The organism is Kribbella lupini, from assembly GCF_039529595.1.
GTDB classification, from domain to species: domain Bacteria; phylum Actinomycetota; class Actinomycetes; order Propionibacteriales; family Kribbellaceae; genus Kribbella; species Kribbella lupini.
Map to the genome: position 1 here is coordinate 2653574 of NZ_BAAANC010000001.1, position 18317 is coordinate 2671890.

Genomic DNA, 18317 nt, shown 5'->3' on the forward strand with positions numbered 1-18317 from the left:
CCGGGCGTCGGCCCTGGTACAGCTACTGCGTGGTGGTGGTCAGCGGACGCCGAGCAGGTGCTCCATCGCCAGCTGGTCGAGCTTCTCGAAGCCGAGGCCACGAGCCGCCAGTGCTTCGGGGTCGTAGGTTGCCTTGCGCAACTCGTCGAGGGACTCGCCCGCGCCGAGCGTCGGCTGGGACAGGTCCGCGACCCGGGCCGCGGCCAGGGCCTCCTGGACCTCGGGGTCGGCCCGGAACGCGGCCACCTTCTCGCGCAGGATCAGGTAGTTGCGCATGCAGCCGCGCGCGGTCTCCCAGACACCGTCCAGGTCCTCGGTGCGCGGCGGCTTGTAGTCGAAGTGGACGTAGCCGTCGTACCCGGGCTGCCCTTCGGCCCCCTGCAGCACGTCGACGGTCCAGAACGCCTCCCGCAGGTTGCCGGCGCCGAAGCGCAGGTCCTGGTCGAAGCGCGGCCCGTGCTGCCCGTTCAGGTCGATGTGGAACAGCTTGCCGTGCCACAGCGCCTGGGCGATCCCGTGCGCGTAGTTCAGGCCGGCCATCTGCTCGTGCCCGACCTCGGGGTTGATCCCGACCAGTTCGGGGTGCTCGAGGTCGTTGATGAACGCGATCGCGTGCCCGATGGTCGGCAGCAGGATGTCGCCGCGCGGCTCGTTCGGCTTCGGCTCCAGAGCGAACCGGATGTCGTAGCCCTGCTCACGCACGTACGTCGTGAGCAGGTCCATCGACTCCTTGTACCGGTCCATCGCGGCCCGGACGTCCTTCGAGCCGCCCGACTCCGCGCCTTCGCGGCCGCCCCACAGCACGTACGTCGTGGCGCCGAGCTCGGCGGCCAGGTCGACGTTGCGCAGGATCTTGGCCAGCGCGTACCGGCGGACGTCGCGGTCGTTGGCGGTCAGGCCACCGTCCTTGAACACCGGGTGGGCGAACAGGTTCGTGGTGGCCATCTCGACCACCAGGCCGGTGTCGGCCAGTGCCTTGCCGAACCGCGCGAGCACCGCCTGGCGCTGCGCGTCGTCCGGGACCAGGTCGTCGTCGTGGAAGGAGACCGCGGCGGCGCCCAGCTCGGCGAGCTTCTCGACCGCCAGCACCGGGTCGAGCGGTGCGCGGACCGCCGTACCGAAGACGTCGACGCCTTCCCAGCCGACCGTCCACAGTCCGAACGAGAACTTGTCGGCCTTGCTCGGGGTGTATGCGTTCACTCTGGAATCTCCTGCCATTGTCGGGAGTTCGAGCTGTCCTCGACGGCCGCCAGGACGCGCTGGACCTGCAGGCCGTCGGCGAACGACGGCTCCGGGTCCTTGCCCTCGGCAATCGCCGTGACCAGGTCGACCACTTGGTGGGTGAAGCCGTGCTCGTACCCGAGCAGGTGACCCGGCGGCCACCAGGCCGCGACGTACGGGTGCACCGGCTCGGTGGCCAGGATGCGCCGGAAGCCCGCGGTCTCGGGGTCCTCGGTCGCGTCGTAGTAGTGCAGCAGGTTCATGTCCTCGAAGTCGAAGGCCAGGCTGCCCTTCGACCCGTTGATCTCGATCCGGATCGCGTTCTTGCGGCCGGTGGCGAACCGGGTCGCCTCGAAGACGCCGAGCGCGCCGCTGCGGAAGTTCGCGATGAACACCGCCGCGTCGTCCACGGTGACCGGACCACGCTCGGTGCTCGCCGTACCGGACAGGCCGCTGTGCGCCTCGGCCTTCGGACGCTCCTTGACGAACGTCTCCAGCCGGCCGCTGACCTCGGCGATCCGGTCGCCGGTGATGAACTGGGTCAGGTCGACGATGTGCGCGCCGATGTCGCCGAGCGCGCCGGAGCCGGCTTTCTCCTTGTCGAGGCGCCACGACAGCGGCGCCTCGGGGTCGGCGATCCAGTCCTGCAGGTACTGCGCCCGGACGTGCCGGACGGTACCGACCTTGCCCTCGGCCACGAGTTTGCGGGCCAGCGCGATCGCCGGGACCCGCCGGTAGGTGAACCCGACCATCGACCTGACCCCGCCGGCCGCCGCCTTGGCCGCCGCGGCGGCCATCGCCTCGGCTTCCGCGACGGTGTTGGCCAGCGGCTTCTCGCACAGCACGTGCTTGCCGGCCTCGAGCGCGGCGATCGCGATCTCGGCGTGGCTGTCGCCCGGCGTACAGACGTCGACCAGCTGGACGTCGTCACGCTCCAGTAGCTTGCGCCAGTCGGTCTCGGTCGTGCTCCAGCCGAGCTTGCCCGCGGCCTCCTGCACCGCCTCGGCGTTGCGGCCGCACAGGACGTTCAGGTCCGGGTGCAGCGGCAGGTCGAAGAAGCGCGGTGCGTTGCGCCAGGCCTGCGAGTGGGCGGCCCCCATGAAGGCGTAGCCGATCAGGCCGATGCCCAGGTTCGTCATACCGTGTTGTCCCTTTCTCAGCTTTCGCGGTGTTGGTCAGCTTTCGAAGGCGGTCGGGAGGTACTGGTCCACGTTGTCCTTGGTGACGACCGGCGCGTACAGCTGGACGGTGCGCGGGACCTCGACCTCGACCAGGTCACCGAGCGACTTCTTCTGCACCAGCAGGCGGGCCAGCCGGACGCCGTCGGCGCCCTGGGTGGACGGGTAGATGACCGTGGCCCGCATCACCGTGTTGCCGGCCTTGATGTCGCGCATCACGTTCGCCGAGCCGGCGCCGCCGACCATGAAGAACTCCTTGCGACCGGAGTTCTTGATCGCAGCCAGCACGCCGACACCCTGGTCGTCGTCGTGGTTCCAGATCGCGTCGATCTTCGGCGCGGCCTGGAGCAGGTTCGCGGCGGCCTTCTCACCGGACTCGACGGTGAACTCGGCCGGGACGCGGTTGCTGACCTTCAGGCCGCAGTCGGCGAGCGCTTCCTTGAAGCCCTGGCTGCGGGCCTGGGTCAGCGGCAGCGAGTCGATACCGGCGATCTCGGCGACCACCGCGTCGGTCTTGCCCTTCAGCTCCTGGCAGATGTAGGTGCCGGCCGAGACGCCCATGCCCTTGTTGTCACCGAGCACGGTGGTCCGGGCGGCGAAGGTGCTGCCGAACTCGCGGTCGACGTTGACCACGATGATGCCGGCGTCCATCGCCTTGGTGGCGACCGCGGTCAGCGCGGCGCCGTCGAACGGCAGCAGCACGATCGCGTCGACCTTCTGGTTGATGAAGGTCTCCACCTGGCTGATCTGCAGGTTGACGTCGTTGGTGCCCTCGGCCACCACCAGCTCGACGTCGGAGAACTTCTTCGCCTCGGCCTGGGTGGCCTTGGTGATCGCGCCCATCCAGCCGTGGTCGGCGGCCGGTGCGGAGAAGCCGATCTTGACCTTCTTGCCCGGTTCGTCGTTCTTGCCTCCGGCCACGGCCTGGGTGGCGCCGGTGTCGGAGGTCTTCTCGGCCTCCGGGGTGTTGCTGGTGCAGGCGATCAGCGCCAGCGAGCTCAGGCCGGCGATACCGGCAACCTTCAGGAACCGCGCGGGTCGTGCGGACATCATCGTCCTCCAATGTGCGAACTGCTCTACAGGGGTTACGAAACTCATGGGGTGGTGGCGCGGGCGGCCAGGCGCTGCTGGAGGAGGACCGCGATCACGATGATCAGGCCCTTCGCCACCGACTGCGCGGAGATGCTCAGGTTGTTCAGGGTGAAGACGTTGTTCAGGGTGGTGAAGATCAGGACGCCGAACACGGTGCCGACGATCGTGCCGCGGCCGCCGGACAGCAGCGTGCCGCCGATCACCACCGCCGCGATCGCGTCCAGCTCGTACAGCTGGCCGTGCGTCGAGCTGCCGGTCGTCGTACGGGCCATCAGCATGACGGCGGCGATGCCGCAGCACAGGCCCGCGAGGACGTAGAGCGCGACGGTGTGCCGCTGGACCTTGATGCCGGCCAGGCGGGCCGCTTCGGCGTTGCCGCCGACCGCGAACGTCCGGCGGCCGAAGGTGGTCCGGTTGAGCAGCACCCAGCCGAGCGCCGCGACGATCACGAACATCCAGACCAGGACCGGTACGCCGAGGAACGAGCCGCCGAAGAAGTCGAGGAACGGGTTGACGGTGATGATCTGGGTCTTGCGGTCGGAGATGATCTCGGCCAGACCGCGCGCCCCGGCCAGCATCGCCAGCGTCGCGATGAACGGCACGACCTTGCCGTAGGCAACGAGAAGGCCGTTCACCAGTCCGCAGGCGGCGCCGACCAGGAGCGCTGTCGAGACCATGAAGATCACGCCGTAGTCGGCGGCCATCTGCTGGGTGGCCAGGGTGGTGGCCCAGACCGAGGCCAGCGCGAGCATCGCGCCGACCGACAGGTCGATCCCGCCGCCGGTGATGACGAAGGTCATCCCGATGCTGACCACGCCGACCACCGCGGCCAGCCGCAGGATGGTGAGCACGTTGGCGCTGGTGGCGAAGGTGTCGCCGGCGGTGATCACCCCGACGATGCACAGCAGCACCAGCGCGACGACCAGGCCGACGTTGCGGCCCATCCCGGTGCGCAGGATGCTCAGCGCTCCCCCACCGTTGCGTGGCGCGCCCGGCTGGCGGGTGGTGGACTGCGTGGACGCCGTGGTCGGCACCGCGTCCTGGACCTTGTCACCACTTGCTGTTGCCGTTTCCGGTCGTGCGACTTCCTCACTCATCACACGGCACTTCCTTCCATCACCAGGTCGAGCACCCGGTGCTCGTCGATTTCGTGCGCGGGACCGGTGTGCACGGCCCGCCCCTCCCGCATCACCACGACCCGGTCGGCCAGACCGAGCACCTCTTCGACCTCGCTGGAGACCAGCACGATCGCGACGCCGTTCGCGGCCAGCTTGCGGATCAGCGCGTAGATCTCCGACCGGGCCCCGACGTCGACCCCGCGGGTCGGTTCGTCGAGCAGCAGCACCCGGCAGTCGCGGAGCAGCCAGCGGGCCAGGACGACCTTCTGCTGGTTGCCGCCGGACAGGTTCCGCACCGGGTGCTCCACGCCGGGTGGCCGGACGTCGAGCGCCTTGGTCAGCTCCTCGGCCGCCTTCTTCTCGGCGTGCCCGTTGAGGAACCCGCCGCTGGCGAACCGCTGCATGGTGGAGACCGTGATGTTCTTGTAGACCGCCTCGTCGAGCAGCAGCGCCTGGCTCTTGCGCTCCTCGGGCGCGAGCCCGACGCCCGCCTTGACCGCCGCCTGCACCCGGCCCGGCCGCAGCGTGACGCCGTCGACGCGGACCTCGCCGGTGGCGGCCTTGCGCGCGCCGTACACGGTCTCCAGGACTTCGGACCGGCCCGATCCGACCAACCCCGCGAAGCCGACGATCTCGCCGGCCCGCACCTCGAAGCCGATGTCCTCGAACTCGCGCGGCCGGGACAGGCCGGTCACCTCGAGCACCGTCTGCGCGTCCCCGGGGAGCGTGGCCCGGGGCGGGAACACGTACTCGATCGAGCGGCCGGTCATCAGCCGGATCAGCTCCGACGTCGGCGTCTGCCGCGCGTCGAGACCGGTCGCGACCGTCGCGCCGTCCTTGAGCACGGTGACCCGGTCGCCGATCTCGCGGATCTCCTCCAGCCGGTGGGAGATGTAGATCACCGCCACGCCGCGGGCGGTGAGGTCGCGGATCACGCGGAACAGGTTGCCGACCTCTTCGGAGTCCAGGACGGCGGACGGCTCGTCCATGACGATCAGCTGAGCGTCACGGGACAGGGCTCTCGCCATGCTCACCACCTGCTGGCCGGCGGCCGGGAGCAGCCCGACCGTGCGGCCGACCGGGATCTCGCCGTGGCCGAGGCCCTTGAGCAGCTCGCGCGCCCTGGTGTTCACCTCGTGCCGCCGGGTCAGCCCGAACCGGGCCGGCTCGTGGCCGAGGAACACGTTCTCGGCGACGGTCAGGTCGGGGACGAGGTCGAGCTCCTGGTAGATCGCGGCGATGCCGAGATCGATCGCGGCGGTCGGGCTGTTCAGCGCGACCTCGTTGCCGTTGACAACGATCGAGCCCTGGTCCGGCTGGTGCGCGCCGGTCAGGACGCGGATCAGCGTCGACTTGCCCGCGCCGTTCTGGCCGAGCAGGCAGTGCACCTCGCCCCGGCGGACGTCGAGATCGACGCCGTCCAGCGCCCGGACACCGGGAAACTCCTTCACGATCCCGGTCATCCGCAACAGTTCTTCGTCGGCCACCCCATCACCTTTCCCACTCACCCCGGTGTTCTGACTGCTCATTGCGCGACTCCCGTGGCCTCGCGACCGATCAGGGTCGGGTCCAGGAAGACCTGGTCGAGCGAGATCTGGGCCCCGCCGCGGACCGCGGCGGTGAACCCGAGCTCCGACTGCACCACCCGGCAGCCGCCACCGTCGGGAGCGATCACGCGATCGCGGATCGCGTTCTCCAACGGTTCCTTCAGCCACGGGCCGAGGACGGCGAAGTACCCGCCGAGCACCAGGACGTCCGGGTTCAGGATGTTCACCAGGATCGCGCCGCCGATCCCCAGCCAGGTGCCGACCTCGGCGAGCGCGCGCAGGGTCCGCGCTCCCCCGGCCTCGGCCCGCCGGGTGATCTCCGCCAGTCGCTGCTCGACGTCCATCGACGGGTCGCGGACCGGGTCGTCGGCGTCGGTCGCCTTGTTCAGCAGGGCGGTCAGCCCGACGACGGTCTCCCAGCACCCCGTCCGGCCGCAGCCGCAGATCCCGCCGGCGGGCGCGACCGGCATGTGCCCGACCTCGCCGCTGAACCCGCGGCCGCCGAGCAGCAGGTGCCCGCCGGCGACCACGCCGCCACCGACACCGATCGCGCCGGTCAGCAGGACGATGTCCTCGACGGTGCTGCCGGACTCCTTGCGCAGTTCCGAGTACGCCGCCAGCGCGGCCAGGTTCGCCTCGTTGTCGACGCGGACCGCGTACGCCGGACCGCCGAGCCGCTCGCGCATCTCGTCGACGATCTGCAGCTCACCCCAGCCCAGGTTCGGCGCGAGCTTGAGCGAACCGGTCGTCCCCTGCACCAGCCCCGGCACCGCCAGCGTCACGCCGGCGGTCTGGCCGCCGCGCGCGTCGACCGCGGTCACGGCTTCCTGGACCAGCGTCGCCAGGTGGTCGAGCGTCGTACCGGGGTCGAGGTGGGCCACGTCGAGCGGGACGCGGCGTTCGATCAGGGTGTCGCCGCTGAGGTCGAGCGCGGTGACGGCGAGGTAGTCGACGTTGACCTCGGCGCCGACGCCGCAGACCGCGCTGCCGTCGAGCTCGACCAGTTGCCCAGGGCGACCAAGGGCGCCGCGCTCGGACTCGGCGCGACCCTCCCGGAGCAGACCGCGCTCGACGAGCTCGGCGACCAGGCTGGAGACGGTGGCCTTGTTCAGGCCGGTGTCCGCGGCGATGCGGGCCCGCGACTTCGGGCCGTCGGAGCGGACGTGCCGGAGGACGACGGAGAGGTTGTTGCGGCGCAGCGAAACGTGGTCGGCGGCAACCACCCCACCGCCCGGCCGAGTGCCGTCGGTCAGCGTCACAGAACCCCCACCCCTTCTCCCCCGACAGGAGAACGGCACCGGCGTTGTGACGCCGGTCACAGACTTTGTCTGTTGAGCCAACAAACTAAGTACGCCGTCACGCCGCGTCAAGATGTTGCGCCCATGTTTCTCGAAGATGACGGCCAGCGAGGGAACGGTCTCTCTTCGGATGCAGTCACCTTGTTGCAAAGTTTCGTCCGGTTCTTGCGATGAAGTCTTGCGCTCTCAAGCGACCGTTTGTACGCTCGGCGCCACTCTCCGCAGTCCTGTCCGCCCATCCAGGAGCCTGCACAATGGCACTCACACGACGTACCTTCCTGGCCGCCTCCGCGGCCGCAGCGGCCGCCGCTTCGTCGGCGGGAACCGCTCTGTCCGCCTCCGCGACGGCCGCGGCCAGCCCGCCCGGTGACGTGGTCGGCAAGATCACCGTCGGGTACCAGGGCTGGTTCGCCTGCGCCGGCGACGGCGCCCCGATCAACGGCTGGTGGCACTGGAGCAGCAACTGGGGCCAGCCGCCCTCGCCGACCAACAACGCGCTCGGCAGCTGGCCGGACGTCCGCGACTACACGGCGACGTACCAGACGGCGTACGCGAACCTCGGCAACGGCCGGCCGGCGAAGCTGTTCTCGTCGTACGACCAGCAGACGGTGAACACGCACTTCCAGTGGATGCAGCAAAACGGCTGCGACACCGCGGCGCTGCAGCGGTTCAACCCGTTCGGCGGTGAGGGCCCGACCCGCGACGCGATGGCGGCGAAGGTGCGCCAGGCCGCCGAGCAGTACGGGCGGAAGTTCTACATCATGTACGACGCGACCGCGTGGCAGAACATGCAGTCGGAGATGAAGCAGGACTGGATCGACAAGATGCGCGCGTACACGGCCTCGCCGGCGTACGCGAAGCAGAACGGCAAGCCGGTCGTCTGCATCTGGGGCTTCGGCTTCAACGAGGCGAACAAGGCGTGGCCGGCCTCGGTCTGTCTGGACGTCGTGAACTGGTTCAAGAACCAGGGCTGCTACGTCATCGGCGGTGTGCCGACGCACTGGCGGCGCGGGGTCGAGGACTCGCGGGCCGGCTACCTGGACGTCTACCACGCCTTCAACATGCTCTCGCCGTGGATGGTCGGCCGGATCAGCGACGTCGCCGGCGCGGATCACTACTACAACAACGTGAACCAGCAGGACCAGGCCGACTGCAACGCGTTCGGGATCGACTATCAGCCGTGCGTGATCCCGGGCGACCTGCAGTCCGGGCACCGGCGGCACGGCGACCTGATGTGGCGGCAGTTCTACAACCTCACCCGGGTCGGCGTGCAGGGCATGTACATCTCGATGTTCGACGAGTACAACGAGGGCAACCAGATCGCCAAGACCGCCGAGAGCTCGGCCTGGATCCCCAACGGGTCAGGGATCCGGGCGCTCGACGAGGACGGTACGGCGTGCTCCTCGGACTACTACCTGCGGCTGACCAACGACGGCGGCCGGATGTTCAAGGGCCAGATCGCGCTCACCCCGAACCGGCCGACGCCGCCGATGCCCGCGCAGGGCAGCGGCGGGGTGATCTTCTACGAGCACGTCGACTACCTCGGTACGGCGGGCGCCGCGCTTGCCAAGGGCAACTACACCCGCGCGCAGCTGCAGGCGGCCGGCGTCCAGGACAACTGGGCGTCGTCGGTGCGGATCCCGTCCGGGTGGACGGTCACGGCGTACGCCGAGGACAGCTTCGGCGGGCAGTCGTGGACGTGGACGTCGAACACGCCCAACTTCACCACGCTGTCGCCGAACGCGAACGACCACCTGACGTCCTGCCGGATCTCCTGACGACGCTCGGGTCCCCCGGCCTGTTGCCGCCGGGGGACATCGTTCAGTACCGGGTTTCGCTTGCTTCGAGCAACGGGTTGGCGGCGGAGGCGCGGCCGTCCACGGTGGCGCCGGCGAACTGGAGGCTCGGGGCGAGGAGGCGGTTGTTCTCGGCGGGGAAGTTCAGCGTCGGGGCCGAGAGCTCGTCGAGCGTGCTGCGCTGCGCGTCGGTGAGGGTGACGTCCAGCGCGCGGAGGTTGGTCTCGAGCTGATCCATCCGGCGGGCGCCGATCACGGTGGAGGTGACGCCGGGCCGCCCGGTCACCCAGGAGAGCGCGATCTCGGCCGCCGTCGTACCGGCTTGCTCGGCGACTGCGTTGACGGCGTCGATCACGACGTACTCCGCCTCGCTCGGCATCCGGCCGCGGGTGGTGTCGACGTCCTTGGTGGTGCTGGAGTACTTGCCGGACAGGAAACCGCCGTTGAGCGGCGACCACGGCATCACGCCCATCCCCAGCGCCTCGGCCATCGGGATCAGCTCACCTTCGGAGGTGCGCTCGAGCAGGGAGTACTGCAGCTGAAGCGCGATGATCGGCGACCAGCCGCGCAACTGCGCGATCGTGGCCGCCTGCGCGGTGGCCCAGGCCGGGACGTCGGAGAAGCCGACGTACCGGATCTTGCCGGCGGCCACCAGGTCGTCGAGGGCTCGCAGCGTCTCCTCGACGGGCGTCACCGGGTCGAAGTTGTGCAGCCAGTAGAGGTCGACGTAGTCGGTGCGCAGGCGGCGGAGCGAGTTCTCGAGCTGTTGCACGATCGCCTTACGGCCCGGCCCGCCGCCGTTGGGATCGTTCGGGTACAGGTTGCCGAAGAACTTGGTCCCGAGGACGACGCGGTCGCGGCGTGAGGACTGACCGTTCAGGTGGTCGCCGACGATCTGCTCGGCGTGGCCGTTGGTGTAGATGTTCGCGGTGTCGACGGAGTTGCCGCCGCGGTCCAGGTACGTCGCGAGGATCTTCGTGGACTCCTCGGGGCTGCTGCCCCAGCCCCAGTCGTCGCCGAAGGTCATCGTGCCCAGGGTGAGCGGACTGACCCGCAGGCCGGAGCGGCCGAGGGTGCGGTAGGAATCGAGCGGCATGAGTGCGAGCCTCCAGGTTTTCGGTGGTGACTCCAGTGGATCGCCCGCACCGGCCGTTCCCTAGACCGATGCGGGCGATCAAGTGCACGATCCGCTCACCTTTGCTTGGCCCGATGTGCTTCACTCGGACCATGGACCAGCTGGGTGAGCTCGGCCGCCGGATCGAGTCGCTTGCCGGAGGCAACATGCGGCCGCGGTGGATCGACGGAGTGCTGGTGTTCGCCGCGGGCCGGGTGACCGAACCGACGATCTCGGTCACCGAACCGATGCTTACGCTGGTCGTGCAGGGGGTCAAGCAGACGATGCTCGGCGACCACGTCTTCGAGCACGGACCCGGTCAGGTCGCGGTGGTGACCGTCGACCTTCCGCTGACCGGGAGGATCGTCCGGGCTTCGGCGACCGAGCCCTTCCTCGCGCTGGGGCTCCGGCTGGAGCCGACCACGATCGCGCAGCTGCTGGTCGACGGCGGCCCGACCGCGATCCGTCCGCACGACGGTCCGGGGCTCGCGGTCAGCGACGCGGACGACAGACTGCTCGACGCCCTGGTCCGGCTGGCGCGACTGCTGGACTCACCGCGGGACCGGCAGGTGCTGGCGCCCGGCGTACGGCGGGAGATCCACTGGTGGCTGCTCAACGGCCCGCAAGCGGCGATGATCCGGCAGGCCGGCTCGGCCGACAGCCGGCTGGCGCTGGTCGCGCGGGCGATCGCGTGGATCAAGGAGCGGTCCGACCGGGTGATCCGGATCGCGGACCTCGCCGAGGACGTCGGGACCAGCGTGTCCTCGCTGAACCGGCACTTCCGGGCAGTGACGGCGATGAGCCCCCTGCAGTACCAGAAGCAGATCCGGTTGCAGAAGGCTCGCCTCGCGCTGCTGGCCGCGCCGCACGACGTGGCGGCCGTCGGGTACGCCGTCGGCTACGACAACCCGTCGCAGTTCAGCCGCGAGTACCGGCGGATGTACGGCGCTCCGCCGGGGCGGGACGCCGTACGGCTGCAGACGATGGCGATCGTGCAGGAGTAGGTCTGTTGCGGTGTCAGAGGAGCTCGAGGCTGTCGGTGGCCAGGGTGATGACGGCTCCGTCGAGGTGAAGGCGGCAGGCGATGGCGTGGCCGGCGCAGGTGAACAGGGCCGGGCCGGCGACGTCGACGACCTTGTAGGCGACCGGCTGCGCGCAGCGCTCGGTCGGGCCCTGCTGCTCGTGGCGGCAGCCGAGGACATGGCAGGTGGCCACGTCGCCGACGTTCATCAGGGTGAGGCCGTGCTCGGGGCAGACGCCCCAGGTCACGCCGCAGACCTGCCCTTCGCTCGCGGCGAGGCGGACCAGGCTGCCGGCCGTCGACTGCAGTTCGCTGGCCACGGCGCGGAACGTCTCGACGGCTTCATCGAGATCGCGCCGGAGCTGGCGTGACGCGACCGTCTCGGGCATGCCCTGGGTCGCGGCGAGCAGATCCTCCGACAGCGCCTTCGCGGCCAGGGCGATCTCGTCCACCCGGACCGGCGTACCGAATCCTGCCTGGCGTGGGGCGACCGTGACCGGGCGTCCGTTGGCGGTGGCGATCTGCTGCCAGCTCGGGGGCTCCGGAGAGCGCTCCCCCGCGTTCTCGGGCGGCTTGACGCCGGCCGTCTCAACCGTGCTCACTCGGGCGGTCTCACCTGTTCTCGCTGGGGCGGCCTGACCGGTCTTGGGTCCGGCGGTCTCGTCCGTCTTGGGCCCGGCGGTTTCGTCCGTCTTGGGCTGCCGGCGCGCCGGTGTCTTGTCCTCGGCGGTGGGCCGGGCGGTCGTCGGCTTGTCGCCGGCTGGTTGCGCGTCGGCCGGCTGGGCGTCGGCCGGCTGGGCGGTGGTCTCACCAGGACCGCCGCCGGGCTCGTCGAAGAAGCCGTTCGGCGGTCGACTGGGCTCGTTTCCACCGGCCACGACCTGGGCGCCCCACCCGGGTTCGCCCTGGTGGCCGGCGTCCGTCGTACCGTTCGACCAGCGCGACCGCTCGGTGTCGCCGCGGTTCGCTCGTTTGGCTCTCGCCATTCGCCGCCCCCTGATGACGTATCTCCCCCGGTGGCCGATGGTGCCATGCCCGCAGGGGGTGCGGCCAGAGCAAATCACCGAGCGTCACACAGGGCTGTCCAAGCCTTGCGTAGAGCAACGACCCCAGCCGGTGCGGCCGCGTTGGCGCGACCGGCACCTCGTCGACATGAACAGTGCCCGCACCGCTCAGGCCCCAATCACATCAGGGGAATTCCCAACGCGCCCTTAACACTTGCCGTCAGCACGTGTCGGTAACCACACGCTGTGAAACCGAGGGTCCTGTCAGCGCTGTGAGTTACATCGAAAATTGATATGGTTGTGGTCGTGCCGGAACCGACGCCCGAGCTGGACGACCTGACCACCGCGATCGAGGACTTCACCACGATCTTCATCCGGCTGCCCTCGGTCCGCCGGTTCAACTTCTCCACGCTGTCGGTCTTGCACACGCTCGCGCGCCGCGGCCCGCTGCGGCTGACCGACCTGACCGCCACCGAGCAACTCAAGCAGCCGGCCCTGACCAGCCTCGTCGCCAAGCTGGAACGCGACGGGCTGGTCTCCCGCGCTCCCGACCCCCGGGACGGCCGCGCGGTGCTGCTCTCGCTCACCGACGAAGGGCAGGCGATCGTGGACTCCCGCCGCGTCAGCCGCGTCGAGCGCCTGGCCGAGCTGGTGGACCAGCTGAGCGACGAAGAACGCGCTCTCCTGAGCGACTCCGCGCGGGTCCTGAAACGCCTGACCGAGATCGCCACCCTGTGAGGACACGATGACCTTCCCGCTCGACCCGGCCCCGATCCATGTCGCCGACTCGGTGCTCGATGATCTCCGCGATCGGCTGCGCGCGACCAAGTGGCCGCTCGACGCCGGCAACGAGGACGGCCACTACGGCGTACGGCGTACCGAGCTGCAGGAGCTGGTCGCGTACTGGGCCGATGGGTTCGACTGGAGAGCTTCGGAGAGCGCGATCAACAAGTATGAGAACTACCGGGTCGATGTCGGTGGTGTGCCGGTGCATTTCATGCGTCGGGCGGGAGTCGGGCCGCGGCCGGTGCCGCTGATCCTCAGTCACGGCTGGCCGTGGACGTTCTGGCACTGGTCGAAGGTGATCGACCGGCTGGCCGACCCGGCGTCGTACGGGGGTGATCCGGCCGACGCGTTCGACGTGATCGTGCCGTCGCTGCCCGGGTTCGGGTTCTCCACGCCGCTGGAGCGGCCGGACATGAACTTCTGGAAGATGGCCGACGTCTGGCACGCGCTGATGACCGAGGTGCTGGGCTACGAGCGGTACGCGGCCGCGGGCAACGACGTGGGCGCGTTGGTCACCGGGCAGCTCGGGCACAAGTACGCCGACGAGCTGTACGGGATTCACATCGGGTCGGCGCTGAAGCTGTCGTTCTTCGAGGGCGAGCGCGCGTGGGACATCACCGGCGGGCGACCGATTCCTGACGGCGTACCTGACGAGGTCCGGGCGCGGATCCTCGAGGTGGAACGCCGCTTCGCCGTCCATCTGTCCGCGCAGATGCTCGCGCCGTCGACGCTCGCGTACGGGTTGTCCGACTCCCCCGCCGGGCTGCTCGCATGGTTGCTGGAGCGTTGGGACAAGTGGTCCGACGACGGCGGGGACGTGCAGAGCGTCTTCTCGAAGGACGAGTTGTTGACCCACGCAACGATCTACTGGGTGGGCGGTTCGATCGAGACGTCGATGCGGACGTACGCCAACAACAACCGTTACCCGTGGACGCCGTCGCACGATCGGTGGCCGGTCGTTGAAGCGCCGACCGGGATCACGTTCGTCGACTACGAGAACCCGCCGGGGGTGCGGACCGGCGAGGAGCGGATCGCGAACTTCCTGGCCGGCGACCGGGCGGCTTGGTACAACCACACGCAGATCACCTGTCATCCGCGCGGCGGGCACTTCATTCCGTGGGAGATCCCGGCGGAGTGGACGGACGACGTACGCCGGACGTTCCGGGGTCTTCGCTGATCAGGTTCTCGCGAAGGAACTGGACCACGCGGGTGCGGGCGGCCAGCGCTGGATGACCGGGGGTCTCGCGGACCTCGGCGGTGAGGACCTGGTGGGCTCCCTTGGAGAAGCCGCCGGGGTTGCCCGGGCCAGAGTCGAGCTCGATCACCTCGAAGGCGTCGCCGAGCTGCTCGCGCAGGGTCGCGAAGCGTTCCGCCGGTACGGCGCGGTCCTTGGTGAAGCGCAGGCCGAGCACGCAGAGGCCGTCGGTGCGCGTGCGCTCGGCAATGTGCTCGAGCTCCTGCCGCGAGACCCCGGGATCGCGCCGCCGCGCGGCACCGAGCGGGAACGGCGTCGCCGGCTGGCTCATCACCGGCGCCCGGACCACGTCGTCCACCGCCGTCGCCAACGCGAACCCACCGGTGAAGCACATCCCGATCACACCGACGCCGCGCCCCGGCGTACGGGCTGCCAGCTCGGCGGCGACCGCGCGCAGGTACCGCGTGATCGGCCGCTCGGCGTCGACCGCGAACGCCCGGAACTCCTTCGACACACACAGCCGTGCGAACACGCCCATCGTGTAGCCGGCCGTCTCCTCCCGCCCGGGCGTGCCGAACGGCGACGGTACGACGACCGTGAACCCCTCCGCGACCAGGTGCTCAGCCAGGCCGAGCACCTCCGGCGTGATCCCGGGGATCTCCGGGATCAGTACGACGCCGGGCCCGGAGCCCTTCTCGTAGCAGTCGAAGGTCAGCCCGCCCCCGGTGAACGGCGCCTTCTTCCACCCGGCCAGGTCGGACCTCGGTGCATCAGCCATCGTCGCGCTCCTTGAAGATTGCACGTATTGACATCTCGGTGCCCCCGAAACTGTCCCCCAGCTCTGACATACTCCGGCGCAGAATGTCACTCTGAGACCCTTGGGGGGGTCCCCGCAATGCCCATCCGCCCGTCCCACCTCCTGAAACTGGGCCTGCCGGCCGCGCTCGTCGCGACCACCTTGGTCACCGTCACCGGTTCGTCGGTGTCCGCGGCCGAGCCGAAGCCCTTCTACAACGCCTTCCAGGTCCCGGCCCGTCCGGCCACCGCCGCCGTCGAGGCCTATGACCCGCACTCTGTCCTGGTGAAGTTCTCGCCCAAGGCGAGCGCGTCCGCCCGTTCGACGGTCCTTGCCAAGCACAACAGCCGGCAGGCCTCCGCTCCGGTCGACGGCGACTACGCGACCGTGACCAGCAACGCCGCCGCGCCCGAGCTGCTGAAGAAGCTGCGCGCCGAGTCGAGCGTCGAGGTTGCCTCGCTCAACTACCTGCGGACCAGCGCCGCGACGCCGAACGACGAGTACTACCGTTCCGACCAGGCGTACCTGTCGACCATCCGGATGCCGCAGGCCTGGGACCTGTCCAAGTCCGCCGGCAGCCAGACCGTCGCCGTACTGGACACCGGAGTCGACGGCGGCCACCCGGAGCTGGCCGGGCGTGTCTACACGGGCTACAACGCGATCAACCCGAAGGCGTCGGCGAACGACGACAAGGGTCACGGCACCATGGTGGCGGGCATCATCGCCGCGAACACCAACAACGCCCGCGGCATCGCCGGCGTCGCGTGGAACGCGAAGATCCTGCCGGTGAAGGTGCTCGACAGCACCGGTACGGGCAGTGACTCGAGCGTCCTGGCCGGGATCAACTGGGCCGCCTCGCACGGCGCCCGGGTGATCAACATGTCCCTGGGCGGTCCGAGCTACAACGCGGTCGTGCACGACGCGGTGAAGAAGGCCGTTGCCAAGGGCATCGTCGTCGTCGCTTCCTCGGGCAACGAGTACGACAACGTACCGAACTACCCAGCCGCCTTCCCGGAGGTCATCTCGGTCGGTGCCACCGACAACAACGGCGTCCTGACGGCGTTCAGCTCGTGGGGCGACTCGGTCGACATCGCGGCTCCGGGCTGGAACATCCTGTCCACCGGCCCGCGCGCACTGACCGACCCCGACTACCTGCCGTACTGGGGTGGTAGCGGCACCTCCTTCTCGGCGCCGATGGTGGCCGCCGTCGCCGCGATGGTGCGCAACAAGTACCCGAGCTGGACGCCGGCTCAGGTCGAGGCGCAGCTCAAGAACACCGCCCGAGACGCGGGCCCCCGCGGCCGTGACCCGTTCTACGGCGCCGGGGTGCTCGACGCCGCGAACGCGCTCGGCGCGACCTGGGCCCCGGAGTTCTGGGCCGCCGGGCCGGACGGCAACGACGTACCGGTCCGAGCGACCGCGATGGCGCACGCCTCGATCACCGGCGCGATCGGCACCGAGGGTGAAGAGGACTGGTACTCCGCCCAGTCGAGTGCCGCGCGCAACGTCCTCGTGACATTGACGCAGCCGGCCTACGACCCGAACCGGCCCCAGAACATCGACCCGATCCTGTGGATCTACAACGCCCAGCTCCAGCTCATCGGTTTCGCTGACGCCAGTGACAGGAAAGCCGAGACCGTCAGGCTGACGCTGCCGGCGGGGCGCGCGTACATCAAGGTGACCAACTTCAACGGCTCGCGCGACAGCCGTCCGTACACGCTGTCCGTCGGTGCCAGCTCGACTGGTGGATCGTCCGTCGGTGCTCGCTACTGGGTCCGCGACACCGCCCCGGCCGACCTGACCGGCGGCGTGCCGCAGACCTACTCCCCCACGTTCACCTTCGAGCGTGAGCTGTCCGCGGCGAGCGTGAACTCGACGACGGTCCGCCTGCTGCACGGCAAGACCGGCGCCGTCGTCCCGAGCACCGTGTCGTACGACCCGGCGACCAAGCGGGTCACGATCGACCCAACCGCGACGCTGCAGGACAACACGCCGTACCGGGCGGTCGTCGGCGCGGTGAAGGACGCGGGCGGCGCGACCATGCCGGGCTCGTACTTCGTCTTCTTCCGCACCGTCGACGTCGCCCCGGCGCCGATCACCAACTTCACCGTGACGGGGCAGTACGCCGCGGCCGCGATGAAGTGGACGCTGCCGGGGATCACCGACCTCGACCAGGTCGTCGTACGGCGTAACGCCGGGACCGTCGCTCCGGGCGCTCCGAACACCGGCACCTCGGCGTACATGGGTCCGGCCTCGAGCGCGACGGCGACCGGGCTGGCGAACGCGACGAGCTACGCGTTCCGCGCCTGGGTCAAGGACCGTAGCGGCAAGTGGAGCTCGTCGGTCGCGGCCAACCTGACCGGGACCTACACGACGATGACCGGCAACGCGACCGCGTTCGACTTCGGCGGCAAGGTCACGCTGAGCGGCAGCGTCGTGCGCGTCGACACCAAGGCGCCACTGGCCGGCGTCCTGGTCTCGCTGTACGGCCGGAACAAGAACAGCTCGACCTGGCGCGAGATCACCCGCGTCACGACGAGCGCGACCGGCACGTACTCGGTCACCTACCAGCCGACGTACTCCACGATCTTTGCCTGGGGCTACAACGGCTCGCCGCAGCTGCTCGGCTCCCGCACCGGTAACTGGACCACGGACGTTCGCCCGACCCTGACCGCGAGCCTGTCCGCGACGTCGATCAAACTCGGCGCCTCGACGACGCTCTACGGCTACGTCCGCCCGCAGCACGCTGGTTCGCCGGTCTACCTCCAGCGCTCCACCGGCACCACCTGGACGACGATCACGTCGACCAAGCTGAACTCGACGGGCAACTACGGCTTCTCCATCAAGCCGACGGTCCGAGCCAGCTACACCTACCGCGTCGTCTTCCAGTCCGACGGCGACCATGCCACGGGTGTCAGCCCCGCCAGAAGCTTCACGGTCAGCTGACCTCAGCTCGGTGACTCGAGCCCCCGACTCCTCGAGGAGTCGGGGGCTCGAGTGCGTTTCCGACTGATGCTCTTCGGTGCTGTGGTCGCTGTTGACGCGGGGCCCCTTACCACATCCGTACAGTCGTGTTGAGTTCGTGTGTACGACGGGTGGTGGCGCGCCGGGGGTAGTTGAACCGGTGGGCGGTGGGTGATAGATCTGAGGG

14 protein-coding genes are annotated in these 18317 nt (G+C 69.6%); 5 read left to right on the top strand and 9 right to left on the bottom strand.

Annotation, left to right across the window (positions count from 1 at the left end; all coding sequences use genetic code 11):
* Positions 1-39: 39 nt before the first annotated feature.
* The 6 genes from xylA to ABD235_RS12240 are packed head-to-tail and all read right to left on the bottom strand — an operon-like array spanning position 40 to position 7415.
* On the bottom strand, positions 40-1200 hold the full coding sequence (gene xylA / locus ABD235_RS12215) for a xylose isomerase (protein ID WP_344173222.1): 1161 nt from the start codon (positions 1198-1200) through the stop codon (positions 40-42).
* The gene (locus ABD235_RS12220) at positions 1197-2360 is read right to left on the bottom strand and encodes a Gfo/Idh/MocA family protein (RefSeq protein ID WP_344173224.1); all 1164 of its coding nucleotides are present in this window, start codon (positions 2358-2360) and stop codon (positions 1197-1199) included. The genes xylA and ABD235_RS12220 overlap by 4 nt, the downstream gene beginning before the upstream one ends.
* Before the next feature lie 36 nt (positions 2361-2396).
* Positions 2397-3449, bottom strand: a complete 1053-nt coding sequence (locus ABD235_RS12225; RefSeq protein WP_344173226.1) for a substrate-binding domain-containing protein — start codon at positions 3447-3449, stop codon at positions 2397-2399.
* A gap of 44 nt (positions 3450-3493) precedes the next feature.
* Complete coding sequence (locus ABD235_RS12230) at positions 3494-4588, bottom strand: ABC transporter permease (RefSeq protein WP_344173228.1); 1095 nt, start codon at positions 4586-4588, stop codon at positions 3494-3496.
* On the bottom strand, positions 4588-6096 hold the full coding sequence (locus ABD235_RS12235) for a sugar ABC transporter ATP-binding protein (protein WP_344173230.1): 1509 nt from the start codon (positions 6094-6096) through the stop codon (positions 4588-4590). Before ABD235_RS12235 ends, ABD235_RS12230 begins: the two co-directional genes overlap by 1 nt.
* 38 nt (positions 6097-6134) lie before the next feature.
* Complete coding sequence (locus ABD235_RS12240) at positions 6135-7415, bottom strand: ROK family protein (RefSeq protein ID WP_344173233.1); 1281 nt, start codon at positions 7413-7415, stop codon at positions 6135-6137.
* Positions 7416-7708: 293 nt separating this feature from the next.
* Between ABD235_RS12240 and ABD235_RS12245 the strand changes: the two genes are divergently transcribed.
* Positions 7709-9232 (top strand): glycoside hydrolase family 99 protein, encoded by a 1524-nt coding sequence (locus ABD235_RS12245; protein ID WP_344173235.1) that lies wholly within the window; start codon positions 7709-7711, stop codon positions 9230-9232.
* A gap of 43 nt (positions 9233-9275) precedes the next feature.
* On the opposite strand, the gene ABD235_RS12250 is transcribed toward ABD235_RS12245, so the two are convergent.
* A complete protein-coding gene (locus ABD235_RS12250; protein WP_344173237.1) occupies positions 9276-10346 on the bottom strand; it encodes an aldo/keto reductase in 1071 nt (356 codons plus the stop codon).
* A gap of 131 nt (positions 10347-10477) precedes the next feature.
* On the opposite strand from ABD235_RS12250, the gene ABD235_RS12255 reads away from it, so the two are divergent.
* On the top strand, positions 10478-11368 hold the full coding sequence (locus tag ABD235_RS12255; RefSeq protein ID WP_344173239.1) for an AraC family transcriptional regulator: 891 nt from the start codon (positions 10478-10480) through the stop codon (positions 11366-11368).
* A gap of 13 nt (positions 11369-11381) precedes the next feature.
* On the opposite strand, the gene ABD235_RS12260 is transcribed toward ABD235_RS12255, so the two are convergent.
* Positions 11382-12371 carry a hypothetical protein gene (locus tag ABD235_RS12260; RefSeq protein WP_344173242.1) on the bottom strand — a complete coding sequence of 330 codons (990 nt, stop codon included), beginning with the start codon at positions 12369-12371 and terminating at the stop codon, positions 11382-11384.
* A 324-nt stretch (positions 12372-12695) separates the two neighbouring features.
* On the opposite strand from ABD235_RS12260, the gene ABD235_RS12265 reads away from it, so the two are divergent.
* Positions 12696-13127, top strand: coding sequence for a MarR family winged helix-turn-helix transcriptional regulator (locus ABD235_RS12265; protein WP_344173244.1), 432 nt, complete (start codon positions 12696-12698; stop codon positions 13125-13127).
* A 7-nt stretch (positions 13128-13134) separates the two neighbouring features.
* Entirely contained in the window at positions 13135-14352 is a 1218-nt protein-coding gene (locus ABD235_RS12270; protein WP_344173246.1) for an epoxide hydrolase family protein, read from the top strand.
* Here the strand turns inward: ABD235_RS12270 and ABD235_RS12275 are convergent.
* Positions 14285-15148 carry a dienelactone hydrolase family protein gene (locus ABD235_RS12275; RefSeq protein ID WP_344173248.1) on the bottom strand — a complete coding sequence of 288 codons (864 nt, stop codon included), beginning with the start codon at positions 15146-15148 and terminating at the stop codon, positions 14285-14287. The genes ABD235_RS12270 and ABD235_RS12275 overlap by 68 nt on opposite strands.
* Before the next feature lie 117 nt (positions 15149-15265).
* Here ABD235_RS12275 and ABD235_RS12280 point away from each other — a divergent pair, with 117 nt between their 5' ends.
* Positions 15266-18112 carry a S8 family serine peptidase gene (locus tag ABD235_RS12280; protein ID WP_344173250.1) on the top strand — a complete coding sequence of 949 codons (2847 nt, stop codon included), beginning with the start codon at positions 15266-15268 and terminating at the stop codon, positions 18110-18112.
* Positions 18113-18317 lie beyond the last annotated feature (205 nt).